The organism is Pseudomonas sp. NPDC088890, assembly GCF_044900155.1.
Taxonomy (GTDB): Bacteria; Pseudomonadota; Gammaproteobacteria; order Pseudomonadales; family Pseudomonadaceae; genus Aquipseudomonas; species Aquipseudomonas urmiensis.
On record NZ_JBJDNG010000002.1, the window covers coordinates 367,508 to 393,006 of the forward strand.

A 25,499-nucleotide genomic window follows, 5' to 3' on the forward strand; every position below is an offset into this window, starting at 1 on the left:
CGTGTCTAGGGCGTGCCGTTGCGACCATGCAGGCGAAAACCGGGTCGCTCGCTGAGCCGCTCATAATAGGCCTCGACTGATGGCAACGGCGGGTGGGCAAAAGGTGTTGCGAACCAGCGGTGGACCGACAAGCCGATGGGAATGTCGGCCAGTGAAAAGGCGTCGCCGGCCACGTAAGCCCCTGTTGCTTCGAGCTGCTGGTCGAGTATCTGCATGTAGTTGGACCATTGCGCCAAGCCAGCGGCAAGCGCCTGGCCATCCTGATGCGCAGGCGATTGCCTGACCAATGACATGAAGGCATAGCTCCAGGAACGGTTCAGATCGGAGGCCTGCCAATCGATCCATTGATCCACGCGTGCCCTGGCCCTGGCTTCGGCCGGATAGAGCGCGCTCTGGCCATCACGTGTGGCCAGGTAGCGGATGATGCTGTTCGATTCCCACAGGGTGAAGTCGCCATCCTGGATAACCGGAACCATGGCATTGGGGTTCAGCGCCAGAAACTCAGGCAGCGCTGTCGGTTTGAAGCCCGCGCCCCAGTCCTCTCGTTCAAAGCCGATGTTCATTTCCGCGCAGGCCCATAGCACCTTGCGCACGTTGATCGAGGCCGCTCTGCCCAGTATCCGTAACATGTGGTAGTCCTTGTCTGGCGGGAAATCAATCGTCTATGACAGTAGTACAGCGGTCAACCCGTCACCGCCCCGGTTCATGAATTGGGCAACTCGAAGCCGGCGATAGCACGGCCAACGTTCACCGCCTGCGCCCGCAGCACCCGCATCAGGTGCAGCGCCGCTTGCGACGGTGGCTCGAAGCGCGAATAGACGAAGCTGATATCGAAGTAGATTTCCTCGGCCAGTGGCACCACCGTCAAGCCGCTGTCTTGCGCCACGAACTCATCGATGATGCTCAGGCCCATGCCTTGCTTGACCAACGCCACCGCCTCGACGGCGTTGGTGAACGATAGCAGCGAGTGCAGGTGCAAACCGTGGTGCTCGATCTGTTGCGCGAGCAGTTGGCCAAACGGCATGTCGGGCCTGAACAGCAGCAGTGGCTGCCCCTCAAGCTGTTGCAGCGACAGCACTGGCTGCTGCGCCAGCGGGTGGTCGCCAGCCATCACCACCACCATGCGCCCGCGCATGAATGCCTGCGAATGCAGATGGTCATGCACGACCGGCAAGGCGGCGATCGACAGGTCGACTTTCTTCGACAGGATCTGGTTGGGCATCTCGTTCATCAACGAGGTCTGCCACTCGATGTTCAGTGACGGCGACTCAAGCTTGAGCTGCGCCAGCGCCGTGGGGAGGACCACCGTCGACAATGACGCGCTGCACGACAGGCGCAGGTTGCGCTGTGAGCCAGAACCTAGTGACAGCGCGCACTCGTTGACCGCCAACGCTGCCTGATAGACCCGCTCGACCTCGCGAAACAGGATCTGTGCCTCGCCAGTGGGCACCAGCCGATTGTTGATTCGCTCGAACAAGCGGTAAGCCAGGCGGCCCTCGATGTAGCCGATCAACTTGCTCACCGCAGGCTGGGAGACATACAGCATTTTCGCCGCCGCGCTGATCGACCCGGTCAGCATTACCGCGCGAAACACCTCCATATGGCGCAGCTTGAACACCATCGTGCTGGACGCTGCAGCTTCTCTGCCGGGGAGCATGGTCATTACCTTTGGTTATGGTTTTCGCCATCTGTGTATGAGCGTTAGTACATCGCCGGCAGTATCGTTAGCCCAAGCCCGCCGCCGTGTCGGCGAACAATAACAAGATCTGCAAAACGCTGCAGTGGCCTTGCCGCTCTGAGCTACGCAGGCCCTTTAGGAGCGGGCTTGCCCGCGAATACGATTCTAGATTCACTGACGTATTCGCGGGCAAGTCCGCTCCTACAGGGGGCGCGTTAACTCAGCAATGGATGGTCGTGCCAGGGGAGAGCCGCGTGAACATCTTTGACGAGCCCAAGATCGATTGCCATAACCATTTGTTTGATCCAGCGCGATTTCCTTATCACCCCGCGGCACCCTATGCCCCCTCCGGCCAGGAGGTCGCAACGTTCGAGCAATTTAGCCTGCTGATGGATGCCTACGGTGTGCGTCACGCCCTGCTGGTCGGGCCGAACAGTGGCTATCACACCGACAACCGCTGCCTGTTGCACGCGTTGGCAGCTGGCCATGGGCGCTTGCGCGGCGTGGCGGTGGTCGAGCCTGACATCGGCATCGATCAGCTGGCGGCGCTACAGCAGCAGGGCGTGGTCGGGGTGGCGTTCAATCCTGCGCTCTACGGGGTTGAGGTCATGCAGGGTGCACAAGCCTGTTTGGGCAAGCTTGCCGAGCTGGGCATGTTCGCCCAAGTGCAGGTTTGTGAAGACCAGTTGCTGCACCTGCAAGGACTGCTTGAGCGCAACCCGGTACGTGTGCTGATCGACCATTGTGGCCGCCCGGATGTGCGCGCTGGCCTGCAACAGTCGGGCTTTCAGGCGTTGCTCAAGCTGGCGAGCTGCGGGCGGGTCAGTGTCAAGTTGTCCGGTATGCAGAAATTCGCCGCCAGCGAGGATCTGCTTGGGCAGAGCAGGGCCTACGTGCAGGCCTTGATCGCCGCCTTTGGGGCCGATGCCTGCGTCTGGGGTTCTGACTGGCCCTTCATTCGGCAACGTTCGCGGGTCGATTACGGCCCGCTGCTGAAACTGGCAGAGCAGCTGATGCCCGACCCGCAGCTGCGCCGCAAGATCATGTGGGACACCCCACGACGTTTGTTCGGTTTTAGCTGACGCGCGCAAGCGGATGCTTCCCCAGGGGGTTGCCTGGGCATTGATGACATACCAATAACAAGAGACCCGACATCATGAACTCTGAGCAAAAGATCGGTTTGGCGGTGTTCGACACCCCAGCTCAGCAACATGCCAAGACCCGTACCCGTTTCATGATTCTGGCGCTGATCTCCGGCGGCACCATGATCAATTACCTGGACCGCAGCGTGATGGGCATCGCCGCGCCCAGCATCAGCGCCGACCTGGGCCTGAATGCGGCCATGATGGGGCTGATTTTCTCGGCATTTTCCTGGACCTACGCCGCCGCGCAGATCCCCGGTGGCATCCTCATCGATCGCCTTGGCACCAAGCTCACCTACTGGCTGGCGCTGACATTGTGGTCGTTGTTCACCGGCTTGCAGGGCTTGGCCCAGGGCTTTTTGTCACTGCTTGGCTTTCGCTTTCTGGTGGGCATCACCGAAGCGCCGTGCTTTCCCACTAACAGCCGGGTGGTTGCCACCTGGTTCCCGCAGAGCGAACGGGCCCGGGCGACCAGCATCTATACCTTCGCCGAGTACATTGGCCTGGCCTTCCTCACGCCGCTGCTGTTCTGGGTATTGCATGCCTATGGCTGGCGCTTCCTGCTGATGGCGGTCGGTTTGCTGGGCATCCTCTATGGCTTGGTATGGTGGCGCAAATACCACGAACCACACCAGTCGAGCACAGCCAACCAGGCCGAGCTTGATTACATCGAGCAGGGCGGCGGGGTGGTCGATGGTGGTCAGAAGGCCCACGTGTTCCAGTGGTCGCAGATCCCGGCGCTGCTCAAGCATCGCAACATGCTCGGCATTTGCCTGGGGCAGTTCGCCTGCAATTCGACCAACGTGTTTTTCCTCACCTGGTTCCCGACCTACCTGGTCACCGAGCGGCACATGCCCTGGCTGAAAGTCGGTTGGATCGCGGTACTGCCGTTCATTGCCGCGTCGCTGGGGACGCTGGTCGGCGGCTGGCTATCGGATGCCTTGCTGCGTCGTGGCTACTCGCTCAACGTTGCCCGCAAGCTGCCGGTAATCGCTGGCCTGCTGACCGCTTCGGTGATCGTTTTGGCCAACTATGTCGAGTCGGACGCCTTGGTCATCGCCATCCTCTGCATCGCCTACTTCGCCCAAGGCATGTCGGCGCTGGCCTGGATGATCGTTTCCGACATCGCCCCCAAGGGCCTGCTGGGTTTGAGCGGCGGCCTGTTCAATTTGTTCGCCAATGCCGCCGGCATCGTCACCCCGTTGACCATCGGCATCATCGTCAGCGCCACCGGCTCGTTCGTCTGGGCCTTGGCGTTCGTTTCCACCATCACCGGGCTGGGTGCGCTGTGTTACCTGTTCATGGTCAGCGACCTGCGTCGCCTGCCCGAAATCCCGTGTGTCGAGAAAGGAGCAAAGCAATGAGCCAGTACCTGGAAGGGCAGGCTGCAATCATCACCGGCGGTATGCGTGGCATTGGCCTGGCGATCGCCCGGCGCTTGCACGCGGCGGGCGCGCGTATCGTCATCTGGGACTTGGCAGTGGAGGGCTGGGACAGTGTCGGAAACGGCTTTGAGCCGGCGCTACGCCAGGCCGTCGATGTCTCGTCGTTGTCCTCGGTGCAGGCGGCGTTCGCCGAAGTGCTCGAGCGCCTGGGGCAGGTCGATATCCTGGTCAACAACGCCGGCATCAATGGCCCGGTGGTGCCTTCGTGGGAGTACCCGGCGGATGCCTGGGACAAGGTCATCGCCATCGACTTGAACGGCGTGTTCTATTGCTGTCGCACCGCCATCGCGCACATGCGTGAGCGCGGCTATGGACGCATCGTCAACATAGCCTCGATGGCTGGCAAGGAGGGCGTTCAGTACATCTCGGCGTACTCGGCGGCCAAGGCTGGGGTGATCGCCTTCACCAAAGCCGCAGCCAAGGAGCTGGCCCAGGATGGCGTGCTGCTCAACTGCGTGGCGCCGGCCATGGTCGAGACGCCGTTGATGGCCGAGATGACCCAAGCGCACATTGATGCGAGCAAGGCCAAGATCCCCATGGGGCGCTTCCTCAAAGCCGAAGAGATCGCCAACATGGTGACTTGGATCGCGGGGCCGGAATGCAGCTTTACCACAGGCTTTGTCTTCGATCTGAGCGGGGGTAGGGCGACTTATTGAGGCCGCTGTTTGCTTCACGGGACACTGCGGTTGTGCGTGCCATGCGACGCCAAGCGTGGCAGCAGGTAATCGAGCAGGGCCCTGACCTTAGGCAGGCTCTCGCGGCTCTTGAGCCATACCAGGTTCATCGGCAAGCCATCGGTGGCCAGCTGTGGCAGCACCTCGACCAGCGCGCCTGAATCGAGGTGGCGCTGCGTGAGCCAGGTCGGCAGCTGGCCGATGCCATGCCCAGCCAGCACTGCCGCGACTTCCCCTTCACCATCGCCAACGGCAATGCGCGCCTGCACCGTTCGGCGCTCCATCTCGCCCGGCTGGCGCCCTTTGAAATACCAGGGGCTGACCAGCCCGTCCGCCTGGCCGTAGCCCACGCAGTGGTGTGCATCCAGATCGCGCTCGCTGCGGGGGACGCCATGGCGCTCAAGGTAGGCGGGCGCTGCGCAAAAAATCAGCCGTTGCGCGCCGAAGTAGCGATGGCCGAGGTTCGCCGGCCACGCATCCGGCCCGCCTATGCGCACGACGATATCGATGCCTTCGTGAACCGGATCGACGAACCGGTCCGAGAACGAAATGTGCGGCTGCAGCAACGGGTGCAAGCCAATGAAATCGAGGATCAGCGGCAGCACGTGCATCCTGCCGTAGGAGGCCGGCAGGTCGATCCGCACTTTGCCGTGCGGCTCATTGCCCGCGCTGACCAGCGCGTGCTCGACCTCTTCCAAATCTGCCAGTACCGCAGTGCAGGTGCGATAGAACGCGGTGCCTGCTTCTGTCAGTGACAGCTTGCGGGTGGTGCGGTTGAACAGGCGCACGCCCAGTCTGCCTTCCAGACGCGCGACACTTTTACTGACCGCTGAACTGGTCAGGTTGAGCCGCTCTGCTGCTGCGGTAAAGCTGCCAAGGTCAGCAGTCGCGACGAATACGTCGATGCCCTTGAGCCGTTCAGACGAGTACATGCCACGCTCCAATTGATGAATCAAATTCCATTCACTTGAGAAATCTTTGCGCAGATAACCGAAGATTTCTTCAATAGGCTAACCCACACGCAGTATTACTCACTACCTGTGGAGACCTTTCGTGAGCCTGTTCAGCGCATTTCAACTCGGCGATACCGTACTTCGAAACCGCTTCGTCATGGCCCCGATGACCCGTTCGCGTTCACCGGGCGATGTCGCCAATGCACTAACCGCGCTGTACTACACCCAGCGCGCCAGCACCGGCTTGATCGTGTCCGAGGGCACGCCGATCTCGCGCGAGGGCCAGGGTTACTTGTTCAACCCAGGTATCTACACCCCTGAACAGATCGCCGGCTGGCGCCTGGTGACTGATTCGGTACACAGCGTTGGCGGCAAGATCTTCGCCCAGCTGTGGCACGTTGGGCGGGTGTCGCACACCTCGATCCAGGAAGGTGGCAAGGCACCGGTCAGTTCAACCAGCAAAACGGCTGAGGGCGCGTTCGCCTTTGGCTATGCCGACAACGGCGAGCCAGGTTTCGTCTCGACCTCGCAACCACAAGCGCTGTCGAGCGAAGCGGTCGGCCGGGTGGTGCGCGATTTTGCCCAGGCTGCGGCTAATGCGATTGAAGCGGGCTTTGACGGCGTGGAAATTCATGGCGCCAACGGTTACCTGCTGGAGCAGTTCCTCAACCCCAAGGTTAATGACCGCACTGATCAGTACGGCGCGCAGAACCTGGATAACCGCCTGCGTTTCGTCTTCGAAGTGGTCGACGCCGTGTGCCAGCGTATTGGCGCCGGGCGCGTGGGTATTCGTTTCTCGCCGTACGGGCAGTTGATGGACATGCCGCTGTACGATGAGATCGACCAGACCTACAGCGCGCTGTGTGCCGGCTTGGGCGAGCGCGGCATTGCCTATGTCCATGTGATGGACCAGACCCACTTCTTCCTGCGTGCCGAAACGGCCGTAGCGCGCGAAGATGCGCTCAAGGCGTTGCTGGTCAGTTGCCGCAAAGGCCTCAAGTCGACCCGCTTGATTCTGGCCGGTGACCTTACCCTGCAACGTGCGCAAGCGCTGGTGGCGTCGGGGCTGATCGACCTGGCTGGGTTTGGCCAGCCATTCATTGCCAATCCGGATCTGGTTGCACGGCTGGAAAATGGCTGGCCGCTGGCGGTGGCGAACAAGGACACCTACTACGGTGGTGGCGCAGAAGGCTACATCGACTATCCGCCATATCTGGGCTGAGGACGGCGTTTCAGGGGCCTACCGTTGTGCTGCTGGAGTGGTTGTCTGGGCTGGCCCCATCGCGGGGCAAGCCCGCTCCTACGCAGGCGGCGCCACACCGGTGGGAGCGGGCTTGTCCCGCGATAGGGCCACAGCAGGCGGCGTGTTCGTGTGTACTCAGGCAAAACGGTCCCAGGTTGGGACATCTGGGGCGACTTCACGCCAGAGCAACCTCTAGGGCACGAAGAAGGGCCACTCGCGGTCGCGGAGGCTGGCCGGCATCTGGCGATTCTGGGTACATGCGCCGCATTCTTGGGTCAGCCAGCGGATGAGCGGATGGGCGAACCGCAGTGCTCAATGCTCAAATCACCCGCGCACTGTGCAACGCCTCCAGCGCCTCACCGCGCAACCGTGCCAGGCGCTCGTCGCGGCGGTCGCGTGGGTAGTCGAGTTTGACCCGCAACTCGCGGCACACCGTACCTGGGCGATTGCCAATCACCAGCACCCGATCACTCAGGTACAGCGCCTCGTCCACATCGTGGGTTACCACCAGCAAGGCAATCCGGTGCCGACGGGCCAGGTCCAGGAGCAAGTCTTGGAGCTTGAAGCGGGTAAAGGCATCGACTGCGCTGAACGGTTCATCCAGCAACAGCAACTGCGGTTGCCCGTACAGCCCGCGGGCGATCGCTACCCGTTGCGCCATGCCGCCTGACAAGGCCTTGGGCAGGGCAGCGGCAAAGCCATCCAGGCCGACCTCTTCGATCAGCCCCGCCACACGGGCGCGGTCATAGCCTTGGTCTTGGCTAAAGCCGATGTTTTCGGCCACGCTCAGCCAGGGCATCAATCGCGGTTCCTGGAAGACGAAACCGACCTGCTCGGGCCGGCTGTGCAGTACGCCGGTAAAGTCCTGATCGAGTTGTGCCACCAATCTGAGGAGGGTGCTCTTGCCGCAGCCGCTAGGGCCGAGCAGGCTGACGATTTCACCCGGTTGCAGTTGTAGCTGGACTTGCCCCAGCACTTGGGTCGCACCGAACGCTTTGCCTTCCACCTGCAGGTCAAGCAGCGGTTCAACGGGCGGGGCTGGCTCGGCAATGCGCAGAGGTTGGTTCATGCTTCAGACTCCTGTATCCGTACCGTCGAACGTGTCGCGCCAGGTCAGCCAACGCTGTTCCAGGCTGGCCAGCAGGCCATCGCTGAGCTTGCCCAGCAGCGCCAGGACAATGATCGCCGCCAGTACCAGATCTGGTCGTGAGGTTTCCCGGCCATCGCTGAGCAGGTAGCCAAGGCCACGGGTCGCGGCAATCAGCTCGGCGGCAACCAGGAACATCCAGCTCAGGCTCAGTGCGCTGCGCAAACCGGTGAATACGCCCGGTAGGGCGGCCGGCAGCAAAATACGTCGGGCCAGCCGCAACGGGCTGAAGCCATACATGCGCCCAACCTCAACCAGCTTGCGATCGATATTGCGGATCGCTGCCACGCCATTGAGGTACACCGGAAAAAACGCGCCAATGGCAATCAATGTGACTTTCGAGGTTTCGCCAATCCCCAGCCACAGCAGCAACAGCGGCACCCAGGCCAGGCTGGGAATCGCTCTCAGGCTGGCAAAGGTGGGCTCAAGCCAGGCTTCGGCCTCGCGGCTAAGGCCAACCCAGGCGGCAAACAGTAGCCCAAGTGCCGCACCGATGGCGAAGCCGGCCAATACCCGAGACAGGCTGGCACCGATGTGTTTCCACAACGCACCATCGGCCAGGTGCAGCAGGGTCTGGGCCACTTCGCTCGGAGCCGGCATCTGGTAGGCGGCGATCCAACCAAGGCGCACCACAGCTTCGAGCAGCAGGATGATCAGCACCGGCAGGGCCAGGCCCTTGGCTCGGCGCCGCCAACGGCTCGGTTGCACGGCAGGCGCAATTACCCCCGGCGCCAGGGTCTTGCTGGAGGTGCTCATCACTGGATGCTGGCCTTGGCGAAGGATGGATCGATCAGTTGGTCGATCACCTGATTGACGTCAACACCACGCTTGACCAAGGCTTCGGACACCAGAATGGGGGCTGCTGCCTTGGAGGCGCTGATGTCCTGATCAGTCAGTTGCGGCGCGGAAAGGTCGGTCCGCGACAGCTGCAGTTTGGCCACATCCAGCGGCAACTTGGACTCATCGGCCAACAGCTTGGCGAACTCATCAGGGTGGGCGATGGCCCAGTGGCGCGCCTGTTCGTAGGCTTTGATCACTGTGGCGATAGTCTGTGGGTGTTGCTGGGCGAACGTGTCGGTGACGCTGACCACGCCATAGCTGTTGAAGTCTTTGTTGCGATAGAGCAGGCGCGAACCGGCTTGAAGTTCGCTGGCGGCCATGTGCGGGTCCAGGCCTGCCCAGGCGTCGACGTCGCCTTTTTCCAAAGCGGTGCGCCCGTCCGGGTGTTGTAGGTGCAGCAGTTCGACGTCGTCCTTCTCGATGCCGGCCTTGGCCAGGGCGCGCAGGGTGAACAGGTACGGATCAGTGCCCTTGGTGGCAGCGATCTTTTTACCTTTGAGCGCTTCGAGGTTTTGTAACGGCGAGTCTTTGCTGACTACCAGTGCAGTCCATTCGGCGCGGCTGTAGACGTACACCGACTTGATCGGGCTGCCGTTGGCGCGGGCCAGCACGGCCGAGAGGCTGGCCGACGAGCCGAAGTCGGCGCCGCCGCTGTTGAGATACTCCAGCGAGCGGTTGCTGCCTTGGCTGAACACCCAGCTCACTTTCGAGTCGGGCAGGGCTTTTTCCAGCCAACCGAAATGCTTCAGGACCAGGCTCACGGGTGAGTAGTAGGCGTAGTCCAGGCGCACTTCCTTGGGGGCGGTTTCAGCCTGGGCGCTGGGGTTCAGCGCCAGCGCGAACAAGCCAGCGGCGGCCAGGGTCTTGAGGGCGTGGGGAAGGGACAGGGCGAGGGGGGGCAGGCGCATCGGCAAGATCCAAACAGTCGAAGAGGATCAACACCGATTGCATGGGGCATGCCATTCGGCCATCTCCCAGCTGGACGGGGCTCGGCGGCGGGGTAGGGAGCAACTGACTGTGGCGTGAGGCGCAGTCTGTTGATTCGCTGTTGCCTGGCCAACAGTGTGTGCGGCTGCATGCCTGCCGCCACGCGACTGTGCATTAGGTACTGTGAGGGCCCGCTGGCGGCCGGCGGATTCTGGTCCAGACTGGTTGAACTCCCCTGTCATTGATGACGTAGGCTCGCACATGATCGAGCGCCGCCCCGGGCGGTTGTGGTTGCTGCTGCTGTGTTGGGTGTTGACGCCCAAGCTGGCCCTGGCAGCCGACGACTGTCGACACCTGACCGCCACAGGCAATCCTGAATATCCCCCCTATCTGTGGCGTGACCCAGACAACCCAGAGCAGCTGATCGGCGCCAATGCCGACTTGCTCAAGCACATGGCCAAAACGCTTGGGCTTCAGGTGCAGGTGGTCTATAGCGGCCCCTGGTCACGAGCCCAGGAAGATGTGCGCACCGGCAGCATCGACATGATGGCCGGCTACTTCATCACCCAAGCCCGTCAACAGACCATGGACTTCATCAAGCCCGCGTTTCTCTCGACCCCCAGCGTGGTCTGGGTGCGCCAGGGTGAAGGCTTTGCCTATCACGGCTGGGCCGACCTCAAAGGGCGCAATGGCGGCACCTTGGTCAACAACAGCCATGGCCAGGCCTTCGACGACTACGCCAAGGCCAACCTCAAGCTCGAAGCGGTGCCCAGCGCCAGCCAGGCGTTCCAGAAATTGGTGCACAAGCGCAACGACTACCTGATCTATGAGCACTATCCAGGCATGGCGCTGGCGCAGTCATTGGGCCTGGGCAAGCGGTTGCAGGTCCTGGACCCGGCGGTTTCCAGTGAGGGATTGTACCTGGCGCTGTCGCAGGCATCGCCCTGCAACCAGCCACGGCTGCGCGAGCAGCTGGCGCAGAAGATGACAGAGATCGTCGCCAGCGACTTACCCCAGCAATGGCTGCAGCGAAATCTGCAATTGTGGCAGCGCCAGCAGCCGCCGCGAGTCGAGCCCCAGCACTGAACTCAACCGATCCCCGCTTGATTTCGCCGCAGGCACTCTGCTTCGGCATCGGCGCGCAAGTTGAAGGTTGGCTTGAGCCTCATTTTCTCAACGTTGTCGTAGAGGTCGAAGCCGGTGCACAGGCCCGAGTAGAAACGCACACCTCGCTCAAGGTATGGCTTTTCCATAGGCATAGCCGGAACTACAACGAAACGCGGTCGCATGTTAAGTGCCTCCCCAGGCAATTGAATTAACTATTAGCTTCGGACATGCAAGCTCGCAAGAAGGCTCATGCTGGGGCGACCGACGGTATTATTCTGTTTCGCTCTAAGCTTGAGCGGTTGGCAATGGTCGCCGAATGCCGTCGAGCAGCAACTGCACCGCGGCCAACCCTTGCTCAAGTCGCTCAGGTTGGTCAGCGCCATTGGCAATCCACAATGCGGTTTCCGCCAAGGCGCCTTGAATCATCGATGCCAAGGCTTGGGGGGCGGTAGCGACGACGATGTGGTCGGCCATCAAGCCTTCGAGCAGCACCTGCAAAGAACCCACGCAGTGCAACTGTGCCGCTGGCGTGGGGGCGCCAAGCACGGCGCGTGCATCACGTAGCACGATGCGTTGAATTTCAGGTTCGCGGGCCATCTCAAGGTAGGCGCGACAACGGCTGCTGAACCCGGCCCAAGGGTCTTGGGCGTGGTCCGATATGGCTTGCAGGCGGGCGTCCATCTCGGCGTCGATGTGCCCGACCACTGCTTGGAACAAGCCCTTTTTATCGCCGAAATGATGATACAGCGCACCACGGGTCAGGCCGGCTTGGGCGGTCAGGTCATCCAGTGAGACCTCGCTATAACCCTGCTCGCTAAATACCCGGCGTGCGGTTTCGATGAGTAGGGCGCGGGTCTGTTCCATCTGCGCGCGGGTGCGTCTGACCATGCTGTCTCCTGGGTGAAAGGCTTTACATACGATCCGTATGATAATAGAGTTTTTAAACATACGGTGTGTATGTATAACTCGGCCTAGCGTTTCGGGCACTCTCGATAAGGATCATCGGGCATGGCAAATCCATACCGCGAGTTGTTTCAAGTGCCGGGCGCCAAGGGCTTTACCCTGGCCGGGCTGTTGGCCCGTCTGCCATTGCCCATGACCGGCATCGGCATCATCACCATGCTGTCGCAACTGCGCGGCAGTTATGCGCTGGCCGGCGCGGTGTCGGCCACTTTTGTGCTGACCTATGCAGTACTCTCGCCACAGGTTTCACGCTTGGTTGATCAACACGGCCAGCGGCGGGTATTGCCGCTGGCCGCTGCGCTGAGCGTGCTGGGGATTTTGCTGCTGCTGACTTGCAGCTATTGGCAGGCGCCGGTCTGGGCGCTGCTGGCCAGCGCGGCGTTGGCCGGCTGCATGCCGAGCATGTCGGCCATGGTGCGCGCGCGCTGGACGGCGCTGTATCGCGGCCAGGCCAATCTCCAGACGGCCTACGCGTTAGAGACGGTCCTCGATGAAGTGACCTTCATCGCCGGCCCGCCGTTGTCGGTCGGTTTCAGTGTGGTGCTGTTTGCCCAAGCAGGGCCGCTGGTTGCCGCCCTGTTGTTGGCCATCGGCGTGTTCGCGCTGGTAGCCCAGGTGGGTACTGAGCCAGCGCTACAGCCAAGGGCGGCGACAGCACAGCGGCAAGCCTCGGTCTTGCGTCTTGGCGGTGTGCAGCTGTTGGCGCTGTTGATGGTCGCCATGGGGGTGATCGTAGGCACTGTCGACATCGTCAGTGTGGCCTTCGCCGAGCAGCAGGGCAGGCCGGCTGCGGCCAGCCTGGTGTTGTCGTGTTACGCCATGGGCTCGTGCGCGGCTGGGCTGGTGTTCGGTGCACTCAAGCTGCAATCGCCGTTGCCCAGATTGCTTTTGCTCGGTGGGTTGGCCACGGCGGTGACCACCTTGCCCTTGTTATGGGCGGGGAACATCGCGGGCCTGGCCGTGGCTGTACTGGTTGCAGGGGTGTTTTTTGCCCCGACCATGATCGTGGCGATGTCGCTGGTCGAACGCATCGTGCCTGACAGCCAACTGACCGAGGGCATGACCTGGTTGTTGGCGGGGCTGAATGTCGGCGTGGCGTTCGGCGCGGCGGGGGCGGGGCAGATGGTGGATCTGCGGGGCGCCAATGCCGGTTTTCAGCTGGCGTTGGCGGCGGGCGCGGCGGTTTTTCTGGTGGCGCTTTTAGGCTATCGGCAGATGCGAGGGCAGGTGGCGCGGTGCGCGTGACAGTGAGCGAAGGGGCGCAGTTATCTTGTGTGGCAATGCCGGCCTCATCGCGGGCAAGCCCACTCCTACAGGATCGTGTGCGCTACAACGGCTGTGATCGGCTCGGACACTGTGGGAGCGGGCTTGCCCGCGAAGAAGCCAGCGCGGTGGCTCAGCGGCTTTGCAGCAGCGCGCAGGTTTTGTCGAGTGCCATCTTGGCCCGCTCGAAGGCGCTGACGCCTTGTTCGAGCAACTGCCGGGTGGGGATCTCAAGGCTCAGCGCGATGGCCTCAGGCAGGGCGCTCAACAACCCGTGCAGGTCGCAATCGCCGTCGCCGGGGAAGCGCCGTTCATTACGTGCCTGGCGCAGGATCTCATCCATGTCATCCGGGCGTGGGCCGGCCACATCGCACAACTGCGCATAGCGAAAGCGATGCGGCTGTTGTGCTACGGCGCTTGCCAGCTGCGCCAGTGACGAGCCGGAGCGATCGAAGTGAAAGGCGTCGACCAGTACCCCGGCGTTGCTGCGCCCGGCGCGTTCGACAATTTGCAAGGCCTGGGCCAGATCGCGGGCGTCGGTCCAGGGCATGAACTCCAGGTGCGGGTAAATGCCAAAAGGCTTGGCCAGATCGCACAGCGCGGCGAAGTTCTCCGTCAGCCGCTGTTCATTGGCATCGTTGCCCGCGACCAGCAGTCCGCTCGCGCCAAACTCGGCGCCGACTTCGAGCAGGGCGCGAAAATCTGCCACTTGCGTGTCTGCCTTCAAGCGCAGGATTTCCACGTCCAACACCTTCACTCCGGTGTCGCTCAGGCGCTGGTGGGTCTGGCGGCGTAAGCCGGCATCGGCCATCAACGGGAAGTGCTGCTCCTGCGCGGTTGCCGGCTCCAGGCGCAAGCCTACGTGACTGTACCCGGCGCGGGCGGCGACCTCGACCATGTCAGGTGGGGACAGCTCCAGGACGGTCAGGGCAGCCAGGGAAAATACGCGATCGCTCATGCTCGACTCTCGTTCTCGGTTCGCAGAAATGCGCTTCGCCCGCGCCCTGCCAGGAGGTGCCAGGAGCGGTTGTCTTTTTAGTTAGAACTGAGTTCCAGTTTCAAATCAAGGGAAAAAACCCTTCGCCGGATAAATGCCAGTTTCGGCCGTTTTTTGCGTTCGGTAACCGCACTCATACTGCACTTGGCGGATTGACTTGCAGCCGTTTCGCCCAGCAAAAACGGGCTAATTGACACTGCGGGCGAAACTGGAATAGTTTTCCAGTCACTTCGAAAAACCCTCTGCCAGTCAATCCGCGGCGCCCTCTGCGCCAAGCAGGAGACCGTTATGCCAAGCGCTGTGAGTAACACCGAATCAACTTACGCAGGCTTGCTCGAGCGTGGCTTGGCGATCCTCGAAATGCTCGCCAGCAGCGCTCAAGGCATCGCCCTTAGCGACATCTCGGACACCTTGCATATACCCCGCAGCGCTACCCACCGGCTGTTGAACACCCTGTGTGAAAACGGCTACGTGCGTCAGCAACAGGAGCGTGGCACCTATGTGCTGACTTCCAAGCTGCAGGTGCTGGCGTTCACCCACCTGGGCGCCGATGGCACGGTCGATGCGGTGCAGCCGGTGCTCAATCGCCTGGCCGCCGAGGTGGGCGAGCTGGTGCGTCTATCGGTGGTGGACGAGGACTGCTTGACCTGGGTGGCCCGCGCCCAAGGCGCGCGCGCCGGGCTGCGCTATGACCCTGATATGGGCATGGAAGCCAAGCTCTCCTGCTCGGCCAGTGGCTACGCGTGGCTGGCGACCCTGGATAACCAGCGCGCGTTGGCACTGGTTGAGCAGCAGGGTTTTGGTCGAGCTGAACACTACGGTCCTAACGCGCCCCAGAGCGTAGAAACGCTGCTGCCGAGAATCGAATCGGCGCGTACCTTGGGCTATGCGCTGGCGATTCAGACTTTCGCCGATTGGATGGCGGCTATCGCCGTGCCGCTGTTGCATCCGCGCAGTGGCAAGGCGATTGGCGTGCTCAGCGTTGCTGGGCCGGTGTTTCGCCTTGGCGAAGCGCGGTTGCACCAGATCGCCCCGGCGTTGCTCGCGGCAGTCGCCGAAATCCAGCAGTTGATTCCTGGCTCGCCCGCCCTGATGAGCCCAGGGCTTGCGGCCATCAACGCCCAACAGGGGACTCAAGCGTGAAGCGTCTGGAGTGTGACTTGCTGGTGATCGGCTCGGGCGCCTCGGGCTTGGCCGCAGCGGTAACCGCTGCTCACCAGGGGCTTAAGGTCATCGTGGTGGAAAAGCACGCAACGTTCGGCGGCGCCAGCGCCTGGTCGGGTGGCTGGCTGTGGGTGCCTGGCAACCCGTTGGCCAAGCGCGCCGGCATCGATGAAGACCCGCAGCAGCCGCGCACTTACCTCAAGCACGAATTGGGCGCGCGCTACGATGCTGAGCGAATCGATGCATTTCTCGACAATGCACCGCGCATGGTGGCGTTCTTCGAGCAGCACACCTGCGTGAAATGGCTCGATGGCAATGCCATTCCCGATATCCATGGCAACGTACCGGGCGCAGCGCTGCAGGGGCATCAGGTGATCGCAGCGCCTTATGACGCCAGGCAGATGGGTACGCTGATTCGCCGTATGCGCAAGACCCTGCGCGAGACATCATTCCTGGGTATGCCGATCATGGCCGGCGCCGACCTGGCGGCGTTTCTGAGCATGACCCGTTCGTTCAAAGCGTTCCTGCACGTGAGCAAACGCTTGATCAGGCACCTGCGCGATCTGGTCGTGCATGGCCGCGCCATGCACCTGGTCAACGGCGTAGCGCTGGTGGGGCGCCTGGCCAAGTCAGCGGTCGACCTGGGCGTGGAGCTGATCGAATCCGCGCCGGCGCGCCAACTGATTTTCGAACAAGGCCGGGTGCTGGGCGCGCTGGTCGACAGCCCGGACGGCCCACTTCACATCCATGCCAGCAAGGGTGTGGTGCTGGCGGCGGGCGGCTTTGCCAACGACAAGGCACGGCGCCAGGCCCTGTTCCCACGCACCTTTGCAGCGAACGATCATCTTGCCTTGCCGCCAGAAGAATGCTGCGGTGATGGCATCAGCCTGGGCGAGTCAGTCGGTGCGGTGCTAGAGCTCGACGTCGCCTCGCCAGCGGCGTGGGCGCCGGTTTCGCTGGTACGCCACGCCGATGGCAGCAGCGGACATTTCCCGCACATCATCGACCGGGCCAAACCCGGCCTGATCGGCGTGCTGTCCACCGGCAAGCGTTTCGTCAATGAGGCCGACGGCTACTACGACTACACCGCGGCCATGGTCGCCGCAGCTCCGGCGGATGAAGAGGTGGCCTCGTGGCTGATCTGCGATCACCGCTTCCAGCGCCGCTTCGGCCTGGGCTATTCCCGCCCGTTCCCGCTGCCGGTTGGGCCGGCTGTGCGCAGCGGCTATTTGCAGCGCGCAGACAGCATTGAAGCCCTGGCCAAGGCCTGTGGCATCGATCCGCCAGGGTTGCTAGAAACCGTGCGCGACTTCAACACCCATGCGCGCAAAGGTGAAGACCCGCAATTTGGCCGCGGTTCGACGCCGTACAACCGCAAGCAGGGTGATCCGCTGGTTACCGAGGGCAACCCCTGTGTGGCGCCTATCGAGCACCCTCCGTTCTACGCGGTAAAAGTGCGGCCCGGCAGCTTTGGCACCTTCGCGGGTCTAAAAACCAACGGCCATGCGCAAGTGCTGGATCGCACCTCAGCGCCCATCGCCGGCCTCTATGCCGTGGGCACCGACATGGCCAGTGTCATGGGCGGCTTCTATCCCTCCGGCGGGATCAACCTGGGGCCGGCGATGACCTTCGGTTATATCGCCGGGCGGCATGCTGCGGGGGTGCACCACAGCCGGTAGTGGTCTCGCACGTGTGTGTAGGCTATTGGCGCTGGCGCGACAAGCAATTAGAATCACTCGCATTCATGTTTCCACTCCCTAGTGTGCCAACGAATGCCTGACTCTGCCGCGGCACCCCAAGCGTCCCTCAGCACCCTCTATCGCGACCACCGCAGCTGGCTGGAAAGCTGGCTGCGCAGGCGCTTGGGCGACAGCTGGGAGGCTGCCGACCTGGCTCAGGACACCTTCGTCCGGGTGCTGGCCGCCCAGCACACGCAAACCCTGCCGAGTCTACGTGAGCCGCGGGCCTATCTGCTGACCGTGGGCAAGCGGCTACTGGTCAATCATTACCAGCGCCGTAGTCTTGAGCGAGCTTACCTGGAAGCGCTGGCCAACCTGCCGCAGGCGCTAGCGCCGTCGCCGGAACAGCGCTGGTTGCTGCTGGAGACCTTGCACGCGCTGGATGAACTGCTCGATGGCCTGCCACGCGCGGTGCGCCAGGCGTTTCTTTGGTCGCAACTCGAAGGTGTCGACTACAGCACCATCGGCGAGCGTCTGGGCGTCTCCGAACGTACCGTCAAACGCTACATGGCCAAGGCCTACGAGCATTGCCTGCTGGTGGACCTGTGAGCGCCCAGGTCGATGCCCAGGCGCGCCAACTGGCTCGTGAAGCCGCGCACTGGCTGACCCTGTGCGATGCCGGCGAGCTGGACGCCGAGCGGGCTGCGGCGCTGGCGCAATGGCGTGGCCGCAGTACTGCACATGAGGCGCTTTGGCAAAAAGCTGCGGCGCTGCGCCAGCGTTTTGCCGCAGTGCCTGCGCCGCTGGCGGTGGCCTGCCTTGACCGCCCACAGCTGGATCGACGCAAGCTGCTCGCCCAGGCGTTGGCCCTGGGCGCGCTGGCGCCGTTGGCCTGGCTCGGCTACCAGCAGTTGCCCATGCAGCGCTGGCGCGCCGACCTGCGCACGGCCACTGGCGAACGGCGCACCTTGCAGTTGGCCGATGGCAGTCGGCTGCAGCTCAATACTGCCAGTGCGGTCAACCTCGAGATCATCGAAGGGCTTGCCCGCGTGCAACTGCTGGAGGGCGAAATCGCCCTCGACAGCGTTGGCCCTGTGCAGGTGAGCCTGCCGCAAGGCTTGGCAGTGGCTACTCGCGCGAGCTTCTGTGTAAGGCTGCAAGCACAGGGCTGCCTGGTGTCGGTTAGCCAGGGGCACGTCAGCTTGCAGCCGCTGCGCGGCGCGCCGGTGCAACTTCACAGCGGGCAGCAGGCGTTGTTGTCGAGCAGCGGGGTAGGCCCGACGCGAGCTTTCGATGCGCTGTTGCCGGGTTGGCGCCAAGGCCTGTTGATCGTCGACAACCAGCCGTTAGGCGACTTTTTGCGGGAGCTGGACCGCTACCGACCCGGCCTGCTGCGGTGGGACCCGCTGCTCGAGCGCCTGGCGGTGACCGGCACCTTCCAACTGGACGACAGCGAACGCATCCTCGCCCTGCTGGCCGCCAGCCTGCCGCTCGAGGTGCATTACCGCAGCCGTTATTGGGTGTCGCTGACGCCGCGCAAAAAAATTGCCTGACGCCTGTCCCCTTTTTCCGACTCGCTTGTCATCAGTGGCATCACTCCTCCAACAAGAGCGCTTCGGATGTCCCTCAAGCCCATGCTTCGCCCTTTGAACGCGCAACTGCTGCGCGCCGGTCTCGTGTTCGTCCTCGGCTTGCCTGGCGCAGGCTGGGCAGAGGATGCGCCGCGGCGTAGTTATCAGATTGCGGCGGGCAGCCTGAGCAATGCCTTGACCCGCTTTGCCGGCCAGGCCGGGGTCAGTTTGTCGGTGGACCCGGCGCTGGTGGCCGGGCGCAGCAGCGCCGGGTTGCAGGGCGAGTTTGCCGTGGAGGAGGGCTTCAATGCACTGCTGCGCGGCTCGGGCCTGATGCTGGTCGCGGCGGGTGCGGGCAGCTATACCCTGGCCCGCGAAGCGCTGCAGGATGACCCTGCGCATGTGCTGCCCAGCACCACCATCAATGGCCAGGGCCTGGGTGCTGGCGACGATGCCTATGCCGGCGGGCAGGTCTCACGGCGCGGCAAGCTGGGCATGTTGGGCGAGCGTGATTTCATGGAAACCCCGTTCAGCATGACCTCGTACACCAGCGAGGTGCTGCAGAACCAGCAGGCCAGGACCCTGGCCGACGCTGTGGCCAACGACCCCTCGGTGCGCACCACCAACCCCTCTGGTGGGCGCTTCGAGCAATTCTCGGTGCGTGGATTCAGCCTGTACAACAGTGACGTTGCCTACGGTGGCCTGTATGGCGTGCTGCCGACCTATTCGATCGACATGGAGATGGTCGAGCGGGTCGATATTCTCAAAGGCCCCGGCGCCTTGCTTGGTGGCCTGGCGCCCAATGGCAGTGTCGGCGGTGGGGTCAACATCGAACCCAAGCGCGCCGGCGACGCGCCGCTGACCGAGTTCACCGCGCTGTACGCCTCGACTGGCCAAGGGGGCGGCCATATCGACATCGGCCGCCGCTTCGGCCCAGAGCAGCGCTTTGGCCTGCGTTTCAACGGCGTGCGCCAGGCGGGCGATACCGAGTGGGATCATCAGTCCGTCGAGCGCGAGGCGTCGGTGCTCGGTTTCGATGTTCGCGGGGAGCGAGCCCGGCTGTCGTTGGATGTTGGCCATCAGCAGCGCGATGTCGACGGCACGATGGAACGCGTCAGCTTGAATGCAGGGGTGAAAGTGCCGGATGCCGAGGACGTTCACAGTAACTTCGCCCAGCCATGGACCTATTCGCGGGCCAAGGACACCTTCGGCGCCTTGCGGGGCGAGTTCGATGTCAACGACAACTTCATGCTCTACGGCGCGCTGGGTGCGCGCAAGGGCGACTATGACTTTCTGCGCCACGCCGTGCAGTTGGTCAACGATGCCGGGCGCTTCACCGTTAGCCCCAGGACCTTCCAGCGCGAAGAGGAGGTGGTCACCGGCACTGTCGGTGTGCGCAGCTGGTTCAACACGGGTGCCGTGGGCCATACCGTGAACCTCAGCCTCAATCGCTTCGACATGACCTTCGACAACAGCGGGGCTCGCTACCGCAATGGCGTGAGCAATCTGTTCGACCCGGTGACCCTGCCCGCGCCGGGCACGCCGACCCGCGCCGATAATCCGACACACACCGAGACTGTGCTTTCCAGCCTGGCCTTGGCCGATACCTTGAGCTTTGCCGATGATAGCGTGCTGCTAACCCTCGGCGCCCGCCTGCAACGGGTGGAGGTGAACAGCTCCGAGCCTGGCGAACAAGACCAGGTCTACGATGAGCGCGCCACCTCGCCGGCGCTGGGGTTGGTCTGGCGCACCAGCGAGCAACTGTCGCTGTACCTCAACTATATGGAAGGCCTGACCCAAGGCCAGCAGGCACCGGAGACGGCAGCCAACTACGGCAAGGTATTTGCGCCTTATCGCAGCAAGCAGGTCGAGCTCGGCGCCAAGTACGACCTGGGCAGCTTCGGCGCTACGCTCAGCCTGTTTCGCATCGACAAGCCGTCCTACTACACCGACAGCCAGAACAACCTGCGCGCCGACGGCGAGCAGCGCAACCAGGGCCTGGAGCTCAATGTGTTCGGTGAGCCGCTAGCCGGGGTGCGGCTGTTGGGCGGCGCGATGTTGCTCGACGCCAAACAGACCCGCACCGCTGAGGGCCGCTTCGACGGCAATCGCGCCATTGGTGCGCCCGTGGTCAATGCCAACCTGGGCGTTGAGTGGGATTTGCCCTACGTCCAAGGCCTGACCCTCAGTGCGCGGGCGATCCACACCAGCAGCCAGTACCTGGATGCGGCCAACCAGCAGAAAGCCGAGGCCTGGCAGCGCTACGACCTGGGCGCGCGCTATGCGCTCAAGTTGGGCGACAAGGATGTGACCCTGCGCGCCAGCGTCGAAAACGTGTTGGACAAGGCCTACTGGGCCTCGGCCAACGTTCCGGAGGGCACCGCCACCGGCCTGACCCTGTCCACGCCCATGACCTGGCTGGTATCGGCCACCGTCGGCTTCTGAGTCAGCCAGCGCATGGGTTAAGTGTTTCAGACTGTAGCTCGATGGAATCGCGGCACAGCGTTGCAGTCTCACTGCTAACGCTTGCGGCGATCATGCCCAACGCCATTTCAGCCATGGAGAAGACTGATGAAAACCCTGTTGATGACTGCATTGCTCGCCAGCGCAGGCCTGGCCCAGGCGGCACAAACCGTAGAACTCAAGCTCGCCGGAGCCGATGGCCCGGGTAAGTCGATTGGCACCGTGAGCATCGAGCAGAGCAAGTATGGCGCGGTGCTCACCCCCGACCTCAAGGACCTGCCGCCAGGCGTGCATGGCTTTCACCTGCATCAAAACGCCTCCTGCGCGCCGGCAGAAGAAAATGGCAAGGCGGTTGCCGCAGGTGCAGCGGGCGGCCACTGGGATCCAGACGCAACCAATGCGCACAAGGGGCCGTACGATGACAGCGGCCATCGCGGTGACCTACCGGCGCTGTATGTCGGCGCCGATGGCAAGGCCACCTACCCGGTGCTGGCGCCGCGACTGAAGCTTGCCGATTTCAAGGGCCATGCGCTGATGGTGCATGCCGGCGGCGACAACCATAGTGACCATCCGGAAAAACTCGGTGGAGGTGGCGCGCGGGTTGCCTGCGGTGTCGTCGAGTAAAGGCAAGGGGCCGCATTAGCGGCCCGTTTTTTTTCAGGCTTGTAGCACGCGGAAGCCGTGGGTGCCATCGCGCTCCAGTTGCGCGATCAGGCCGAACTCCCAATCCAAGTAGCCCTGCATGGCTTCACGCGGGTTATCGGTGCCTTCATAGGGGCGGCGATAGCGATCGGTGCGGGGCACGGCCAGATGGCTTTCGCCGGTTTCCAACGCCAACCCTGCGCTGATCCAGCGGGCGGTGCCGCCTTCGAGTAGATAGACCGGCTTTTGCGTCAGTGCTTGCAGGTCGACCGCAGCGAAGCGCGCCAGCAGGCTGCTGCCGCAGGTCAGTACATAGCGCTCGGCGACCGGCAGTTGCTCCAGCGCTGCCGGCAGTTGGGCGCGGATGGCCCAATGGGCGCCGGGGATGTGCCGCTTGACGTAGTTGGCACTGGTGGTGAAGTCGAGCACCACGGTGCCTGGCTGCTCAAGCCAGCTGGCCAGCTGGTCGACGCCAATCTCGTTGACCTGGGGCAGGTCAGGCAAGGGCGCTTGCCAATCGCCGCGCTCGCTCAAATCGGCTGGGCGAAGGTCATCGAGCACAGCCACCTGCCAACCCAGCTGCGCCAGCCACGAGGCGCTCATGTTGGCGCGCACGCCGTCATCGTCGAGCAACACGATCCGCGCCCCACGCACGCTGGCGACATGATCGGTTTCCTGCACCAACTGGCCACCTGGCACCGAGCGGCTGCCGGGCAGGTGGCCAGCTGCATATTCCTCTGGGGTACGCACGTCGAACAGGTAGGTGGTGCGCGCGGTTCCAGCCTGCCAGTTGTGCAAGCCCTGCAGGTCGAGGCGCAGCACGCCCGCCTTGTCAGCCACCTGGCGGGCTTGCTGCGCCGCGTTGCGGCGGGTGCTATCGCTCACTTCGCTGAACTGCCGCGCTTGACCGTGGGCCAGTTGTTGCCCGGCCAGGGTCCAGCCGATGGTGCCATTGCGCAGGGCGGCTACCGGGTTGGGGATGCCGGCATTGAGCAGGGATTGGGTGCCAATGATGCTGCGCGTGCGCCCTGCGCAGTTGACGATGACCTGGGTGTTGGGGTTGGGCGCCAGCTCAGCGACGCGCAACACCAGCTCTGCTCCCGGCACACTGATGCCACCAGGAATGCTCATGGTCTGGTACTCATCGAAGCGGCGGGCGTCGAGCACCACCACATCGGCCTTGGCATCGAGCAGTGCCTGGACCTCTTCGGCGCCCAGCGACGGCGTGTGCCGAACGCTCTCTACCAGTTCGCCAAAGGCCTTGCTCGGCACGTTGACGTCACGAAACAGCTCACCACCAGCCTCGCTCCAGCCGGCCAGGCCGCCTTCGAGCAGGGCGACATCGCTGTAGCCGAGCGTCCGCAGGCGCTTTGCAGCGATGGCGGCCAGCCCTTCGCCGTCGTCGTAGAGGGTAATGGCAGTATCGCGGCGCGGCACGCGGGCGTAGATCTCCAGCTCCAGCTTCGACAGCGGGATGTTGGCGGCGAACAGCGGGTGGTGTTGGGCGAACGGATCCTCTTCGCGCACGTCGATCAGCGCCAGCTCTTCGAAGGCCAGCAACGCACGGCGGATATCAGGGTAACTGCGGGTAGTGATTGTGCTCATGGGGCGAAATTCTCTTTGGACAGGTCCCAGATATTGGGCAGTTGGCTATTGCAATAGCCGGAAATGAAGGCTTTCTCGCTGCCGTCCACGGCGTACACCGCACGCTGCACCGCACCGATGTTGGCGCCGTAGACGTGGATGCTGATCGACACTTGGTCGGCGAAGGCATTGCTCACCTGGTGGATGTCGCCAATGCGCGGCGAGACCGCTTCTACCTGGCCTGGGTCCAGGCGAATCGGCGCACCCACAGCTACCAGGGGGCCTTGTTCGCTTTGGGCAAAACCCTGGGAGTACTCGGCGCCGCGTAGCATGCCGATCAGCCCCCAAACCCGATGGTCGTGGATCGGCGTGCGCTGCCCCGGCCCCCAGACGAAGCTGACTACCGAGAAGCGCTGGCGCGAATCGCAATGCAGCAAGTATTGCTGGTAACGGTCCGGGTCAGGCTGGGCCAGCGCCTCGGGCAGCCAGTCGTCGTGGGCGACCAGGCTGCGCAGCAAGCTTTGGCCCTGGTCGAGCAGGGTGGCTTCGTCGGGGTGTTGTTCGAGCAGCTCGGAGAGGGCGCCGATGAACTGACGCAGGCGCTCCAGGCGTAACGGTTGGCTCATGGTTCAGGCTCGCTCTGACGGTTGAAGGTAACCCTAGCAAACCCGCTTGATATTCTCAAAATGCAAAATGTGCATAAGCTAATATGCAAATACTGCATTTACAGCGAGGTGATTTTGTTCTGAAATCTATGCATGTCGAATGCATGAGGTTATGCCTAAAACGAATTTCACAAGGTAACAGCAAGTCGATAACTTATAAGCATTCGATTATTTAGATTTAAAAAGCATATCTCTCTTTCGCCAAGGTAAGGTCCTTCCCATGAGCGTTCAATTCATCGGCATGATTGGCCATCGGCTGTCTTCGGAGATCCTCGCCCCGCAAGGGCCGATCTTCGACAAGGCCTACATCACCCAGTCTGCGCGCATCCACGAGCAGGCCGGCTTTGACCGCATTCTGGTCGGCTACTGGTCGGATCAGCCAGACGGCTTCTTGGTCACCGCGCTAGCGGGGCAGGCGACTTCGCGTATTCACTTCCTGTTGGCCCATCGCCCAGGGTTCGTCGCGCCGACCTTGGCCGCACGCAAGCTGGCGACGCTTGAGCACTTGCTCGATGGTCGCTTGGCGGTGCATGTGATCAGCGGTGGTAACGACGTCGAGCAGCGCAAGGATGGCGACTACCTGGAGCATGATCAACGCTACGCGCGCACCGACGAGTTCCTCGATGTGGTGCGCAAGGTTTGGACCAGTGAAGCGCCGTTCGATCACGCCGGCACTCACTACCAGGCGCAGAACGCCTTCTCGGCGATCAAGCCGCTGCAACAGCCTCACTTGCCGATCTACTTCGGCGGCTCGTCCTCCGCCGCCCTGGCGGTGGCCGGCAAGCACGCCGATGTGTTCGCCCTGTGGGGCGAGTCGCTGGAGCAGACCGCCGAGACCATCGCTGCGGTGCGCGAGCAGGCTGCGCAGCATGGCCGCGAGGTGCAGTTCAGCGTGTCGTTCCGGCCGATCATTGCCGCCACCGAGGAGGCCGCCTGGGCCAAGGCCGAAACCATCCTTGGCCAGGCGCGCCAGCGCATCGAGCAGGCCGGGCCGGTGATTGCCAACAAACCGCAGAGCGTCGGCGCCCAGCGCCTGCTCGAGACCGTGGCCAAGGGCGATCGGGTCGATGAGCGGCTGTGGACCGGCATCGCCGGATTGGTCGGGGGTGGGCACAACTCCACGGCGCTGGTCGGCACGCCGGAACAGGTGGCTGATGCCTTGCTCGCCTATTACCAGCTGGGCGTCAGCACCTTCCTGATCCGCGGCTTCGATCCGCTTACCGATGCCGAGGAATATGGCCGCGAGCTGATTCCGCTGACCCGCGCCAAAGTCGCTGCACGCAACGCCTGAACCCTTCTTCTAATCGATAGCGACGAGACCGCACGCGCGGATCGCCACCTGCTGTGTCGCA

At 63.1% G+C, this 25,499-nt stretch carries 24 protein-coding genes; 13 read left to right on the forward strand and 11 right to left on the reverse strand.

From position 1 onward, the window contains the following. Nucleotides 1-5: 5 nt before the first annotated feature. Complete coding sequence (locus tag ACI2JX_RS06555; RefSeq protein WP_312152336.1) at nt 6-629, reverse strand: glutathione S-transferase; 624 nt, start codon at nt 627-629, stop codon at nt 6-8. 74 nt (nt 630-703) lie between these two features. After that, nucleotides 704-1,657: a LysR family transcriptional regulator gene (locus ACI2JX_RS06560; protein ID WP_264234402.1), complete on the reverse strand. Its 954-nt coding sequence runs from the start codon at nt 1,655-1,657 to the stop codon at nt 704-706. A gap of 275 nt (nt 1,658-1,932) precedes the next feature. On the opposite strand from ACI2JX_RS06560, the gene ACI2JX_RS06565 reads away from it, so the two are divergent. The 3 genes from ACI2JX_RS06565 to ACI2JX_RS06575 all read left to right on the forward strand — a co-directional run bounded on the left by ACI2JX_RS06565 (nt 1,933) and on the right by ACI2JX_RS06575 (nt 4,921). Next, nucleotides 1,933-2,760: an amidohydrolase family protein gene (locus ACI2JX_RS06565; protein ID WP_404689680.1), complete on the forward strand. Its 828-nt coding sequence runs from the start codon at nt 1,933-1,935 to the stop codon at nt 2,758-2,760. 74 nt (nt 2,761-2,834) lie between these two features. Further along, nucleotides 2,835-4,184 (forward strand): MFS transporter, encoded by a 1,350-nt coding sequence (locus ACI2JX_RS06570; protein ID WP_404689681.1) that lies wholly within the window; start codon nt 2,835-2,837, stop codon nt 4,182-4,184. Then, nucleotides 4,181-4,921 (forward strand): SDR family NAD(P)-dependent oxidoreductase, encoded by a 741-nt coding sequence (locus ACI2JX_RS06575; protein WP_404689682.1) that lies wholly within the window; start codon nt 4,181-4,183, stop codon nt 4,919-4,921. The genes ACI2JX_RS06570 and ACI2JX_RS06575 overlap by 4 nt, the downstream gene beginning before the upstream one ends. A 14-nt stretch (nt 4,922-4,935) precedes the next feature. Here ACI2JX_RS06575 and ACI2JX_RS06580 read toward each other — a convergent pair whose 3' ends face one another. Beyond that, a complete protein-coding gene (locus ACI2JX_RS06580; RefSeq protein WP_264234403.1) occupies nt 4,936-5,871 on the reverse strand; it encodes a LysR family transcriptional regulator in 936 nt (311 codons plus the stop codon). Nucleotides 5,872-5,992: 121 nt separating this feature from the next. Here ACI2JX_RS06580 and ACI2JX_RS06585 point away from each other — a divergent pair, with 121 nt between their 5' ends. Continuing rightward, nucleotides 5,993-7,114, forward strand: coding sequence for an alkene reductase (locus ACI2JX_RS06585; protein ID WP_404689683.1), 1,122 nt, complete (start codon nt 5,993-5,995; stop codon nt 7,112-7,114). Nucleotides 7,115-7,454: 340 nt separating this feature from the next. Here the strand turns inward: ACI2JX_RS06585 and ACI2JX_RS06590 are convergent, their stop codons facing one another. From ACI2JX_RS06590 to ACI2JX_RS06600, 3 genes are read right to left on the reverse strand one after another with little or no spacing between them, the layout of a single operon-like run. After that, nucleotides 7,455-8,204: an ABC transporter ATP-binding protein gene (locus ACI2JX_RS06590; protein WP_404689684.1), complete on the reverse strand. Its 750-nt coding sequence runs from the start codon at nt 8,202-8,204 to the stop codon at nt 7,455-7,457. A gap of 3 nt (nt 8,205-8,207) precedes the next feature. Then, a complete protein-coding gene (locus ACI2JX_RS06595) occupies nt 8,208-9,038 on the reverse strand; it encodes an ABC transporter permease (RefSeq protein WP_264234406.1) in 831 nt (276 codons plus the stop codon). Beyond that, nucleotides 9,038-10,030 carry an aliphatic sulfonate ABC transporter substrate-binding protein gene (locus ACI2JX_RS06600; RefSeq protein ID WP_312155061.1) on the reverse strand — a complete coding sequence of 331 codons (993 nt, stop codon included), beginning with the start codon at nt 10,028-10,030 and terminating at the stop codon, nt 9,038-9,040. Before ACI2JX_RS06600 ends, ACI2JX_RS06595 begins: the two co-directional genes overlap by 1 nt. Nucleotides 10,031-10,310: 280 nt before the next feature. On the opposite strand from ACI2JX_RS06600, the gene ACI2JX_RS06605 reads away from it, so the two are divergent. Further along, nucleotides 10,311-11,135, forward strand: coding sequence for a substrate-binding periplasmic protein (locus ACI2JX_RS06605; RefSeq protein WP_404689685.1), 825 nt, complete (start codon nt 10,311-10,313; stop codon nt 11,133-11,135). Between the two features lie 2 nt (nt 11,136-11,137). Here the strand turns inward: ACI2JX_RS06605 and ACI2JX_RS06610 are convergent, their stop codons facing one another. Both ACI2JX_RS06610 and ACI2JX_RS06615 read right to left on the reverse strand, forming a co-directional pair. Beyond that, nucleotides 11,138-11,302, reverse strand: coding sequence for a hypothetical protein (locus tag ACI2JX_RS06610; protein WP_225915593.1), 165 nt, complete (start codon nt 11,300-11,302; stop codon nt 11,138-11,140). 139 nt (nt 11,303-11,441) lie between these two features. Continuing rightward, a complete protein-coding gene (locus tag ACI2JX_RS06615) occupies nt 11,442-12,044 on the reverse strand; it encodes a TetR/AcrR family transcriptional regulator (protein ID WP_264234409.1) in 603 nt (200 codons plus the stop codon). Between the two features lie 120 nt (nt 12,045-12,164). Between ACI2JX_RS06615 and ACI2JX_RS06620 the strand changes: the two genes are divergently transcribed. Next, nucleotides 12,165-13,364, forward strand: coding sequence for an MFS transporter (locus ACI2JX_RS06620; RefSeq protein WP_404689686.1), 1,200 nt, complete (start codon nt 12,165-12,167; stop codon nt 13,362-13,364). A gap of 151 nt (nt 13,365-13,515) precedes the next feature. Here the strand turns inward: ACI2JX_RS06620 and ACI2JX_RS06625 are convergent, their stop codons facing one another. Further along, nucleotides 13,516-14,340: a sugar phosphate isomerase/epimerase family protein gene (locus ACI2JX_RS06625; protein ID WP_404689687.1), complete on the reverse strand. Its 825-nt coding sequence runs from the start codon at nt 14,338-14,340 to the stop codon at nt 13,516-13,518. 327 nt (nt 14,341-14,667) lie between these two features. On the opposite strand from ACI2JX_RS06625, the gene ACI2JX_RS06630 reads away from it, so the two are divergent. From ACI2JX_RS06630 to sodC, 6 genes are all read left to right on the forward strand, one after another. Further along, nucleotides 14,668-15,522, forward strand: a complete 855-nt coding sequence (locus ACI2JX_RS06630) for an IclR family transcriptional regulator (protein ID WP_264234412.1) — start codon at nt 14,668-14,670, stop codon at nt 15,520-15,522. Next, nucleotides 15,519-17,222, forward strand: a complete 1,704-nt coding sequence (locus ACI2JX_RS06635) for an FAD-dependent oxidoreductase (protein WP_404689688.1) — start codon at nt 15,519-15,521, stop codon at nt 17,220-17,222. Before ACI2JX_RS06630 ends, ACI2JX_RS06635 begins: the two co-directional genes overlap by 4 nt. Nucleotides 17,223-17,315: 93 nt before the next feature. Next, nucleotides 17,316-17,831 (forward strand): sigma-70 family RNA polymerase sigma factor, encoded by a 516-nt coding sequence (locus tag ACI2JX_RS06640; protein ID WP_368971259.1) that lies wholly within the window; start codon nt 17,316-17,318, stop codon nt 17,829-17,831. Continuing rightward, entirely contained in the window at nt 17,828-18,775 is a 948-nt protein-coding gene (locus ACI2JX_RS06645) for a FecR domain-containing protein (RefSeq protein ID WP_404689689.1), read from the forward strand. The genes ACI2JX_RS06640 and ACI2JX_RS06645 overlap by 4 nt, the downstream gene beginning before the upstream one ends. Before the next feature lie 66 nt (nt 18,776-18,841). Further along, nucleotides 18,842-21,238, forward strand: a complete 2,397-nt coding sequence (locus ACI2JX_RS06650; RefSeq protein ID WP_404689690.1) for a TonB-dependent siderophore receptor — start codon at nt 18,842-18,844, stop codon at nt 21,236-21,238. Nucleotides 21,239-21,364: 126 nt separating this feature from the next. After that, on the forward strand, nt 21,365-21,880 hold the full coding sequence (gene sodC / locus ACI2JX_RS06655; protein WP_264234417.1) for a superoxide dismutase [Cu-Zn] SodC: 516 nt from the start codon (nt 21,365-21,367) through the stop codon (nt 21,878-21,880). Nucleotides 21,881-21,913: 33 nt separating this feature from the next. On the opposite strand, the gene ACI2JX_RS06660 is transcribed toward sodC, so the two are convergent. Then, the gene (locus ACI2JX_RS06660) at nt 21,914-23,503 is read right to left on the reverse strand and encodes a rhodanese-related sulfurtransferase (protein WP_404689691.1); all 1,590 of its coding nucleotides are present in this window, start codon (nt 23,501-23,503) and stop codon (nt 21,914-21,916) included. Further along, the gene (locus ACI2JX_RS06665; RefSeq protein WP_264234419.1) at nt 23,500-24,108 is read right to left on the reverse strand and encodes a cysteine dioxygenase; all 609 of its coding nucleotides are present in this window, start codon (nt 24,106-24,108) and stop codon (nt 23,500-23,502) included. The genes ACI2JX_RS06660 and ACI2JX_RS06665 overlap by 4 nt, the downstream gene beginning before the upstream one ends. A 259-nt stretch (nt 24,109-24,367) precedes the next feature. On the opposite strand from ACI2JX_RS06665, the gene ACI2JX_RS06670 reads away from it, so the two are divergent. Beyond that, on the forward strand, nt 24,368-25,438 hold the full coding sequence (locus ACI2JX_RS06670; protein ID WP_264234420.1) for an LLM class flavin-dependent oxidoreductase: 1,071 nt from the start codon (nt 24,368-24,370) through the stop codon (nt 25,436-25,438). The last annotated feature ends 61 nt before the right edge of the window (nt 25,439-25,499 follow it).

Excerpts from the sequence above, each read along its gene's own strand:
- ACI2JX_RS06555 (WP_312152336.1), bottom strand. The coding sequence starts at position 629 with ATGTTACGGATACTGGGCAGAGCGGCCTCGATCAACGTGCGCAAGGTG.
- ACI2JX_RS06560 (WP_264234402.1), bottom strand. The coding sequence starts at position 1,657 with ATGCTCCCCGGCAGAGAAGCTGCAGCGTCCAGCACGATGGTGTTCAAG.
- ACI2JX_RS06570 (WP_404689681.1), top strand. The coding sequence starts at position 2,835 with ATGAACTCTGAGCAAAAGATCGGTTTGGCGGTGTTCGACACCCCAGCT.
- ACI2JX_RS06575 (WP_404689682.1), top strand. The coding sequence starts at position 4,181 with ATGAGCCAGTACCTGGAAGGGCAGGCTGCAATCATCACCGGCGGTATG.
- ACI2JX_RS06580 (WP_264234403.1), bottom strand. The coding sequence starts at position 5,871 with ATGTACTCGTCTGAACGGCTCAAGGGCATCGACGTATTCGTCGCGACT.
- ACI2JX_RS06590 (WP_404689684.1), bottom strand. The coding sequence starts at position 8,204 with ATGAACCAACCTCTGCGCATTGCCGAGCCAGCCCCGCCCGTTGAACCG.
- ACI2JX_RS06595 (WP_264234406.1), bottom strand. The coding sequence starts at position 9,038 with ATGAGCACCTCCAGCAAGACCCTGGCGCCGGGGGTAATTGCGCCTGCC.
- ACI2JX_RS06600 (WP_312155061.1), bottom strand. The coding sequence starts at position 10,030 with ATGCGCCTGCCCCCCCTCGCCCTGTCCCTTCCCCACGCCCTCAAGACC.
- ACI2JX_RS06605 (WP_404689685.1), top strand. The coding sequence starts at position 10,311 with ATGATCGAGCGCCGCCCCGGGCGGTTGTGGTTGCTGCTGCTGTGTTGG.
- ACI2JX_RS06610 (WP_225915593.1), bottom strand. The coding sequence starts at position 11,302 with ATGGAAAAGCCATACCTTGAGCGAGGTGTGCGTTTCTACTCGGGCCTG.
- ACI2JX_RS06615 (WP_264234409.1), bottom strand. The coding sequence starts at position 12,044 with ATGGTCAGACGCACCCGCGCGCAGATGGAACAGACCCGCGCCCTACTC.
- ACI2JX_RS06620 (WP_404689686.1), top strand. The coding sequence starts at position 12,165 with ATGGCAAATCCATACCGCGAGTTGTTTCAAGTGCCGGGCGCCAAGGGC.
- ACI2JX_RS06625 (WP_404689687.1), bottom strand. The coding sequence starts at position 14,340 with ATGAGCGATCGCGTATTTTCCCTGGCTGCCCTGACCGTCCTGGAGCTG.
- ACI2JX_RS06630 (WP_264234412.1), top strand. The coding sequence starts at position 14,668 with ATGCCAAGCGCTGTGAGTAACACCGAATCAACTTACGCAGGCTTGCTC.
- ACI2JX_RS06640 (WP_368971259.1), top strand. The coding sequence starts at position 17,316 with ATGCCTGACTCTGCCGCGGCACCCCAAGCGTCCCTCAGCACCCTCTAT.
- ACI2JX_RS06650 (WP_404689690.1), top strand. The coding sequence starts at position 18,842 with ATGTCCCTCAAGCCCATGCTTCGCCCTTTGAACGCGCAACTGCTGCGC.
- sodC (WP_264234417.1), top strand. The coding sequence starts at position 21,365 with ATGAAAACCCTGTTGATGACTGCATTGCTCGCCAGCGCAGGCCTGGCC.
- ACI2JX_RS06660 (WP_404689691.1), bottom strand. The coding sequence starts at position 23,503 with ATGAGCACAATCACTACCCGCAGTTACCCTGATATCCGCCGTGCGTTG.
- ACI2JX_RS06665 (WP_264234419.1), bottom strand. The coding sequence starts at position 24,108 with ATGAGCCAACCGTTACGCCTGGAGCGCCTGCGTCAGTTCATCGGCGCC.
- ACI2JX_RS06670 (WP_264234420.1), top strand. The coding sequence starts at position 24,368 with ATGAGCGTTCAATTCATCGGCATGATTGGCCATCGGCTGTCTTCGGAG.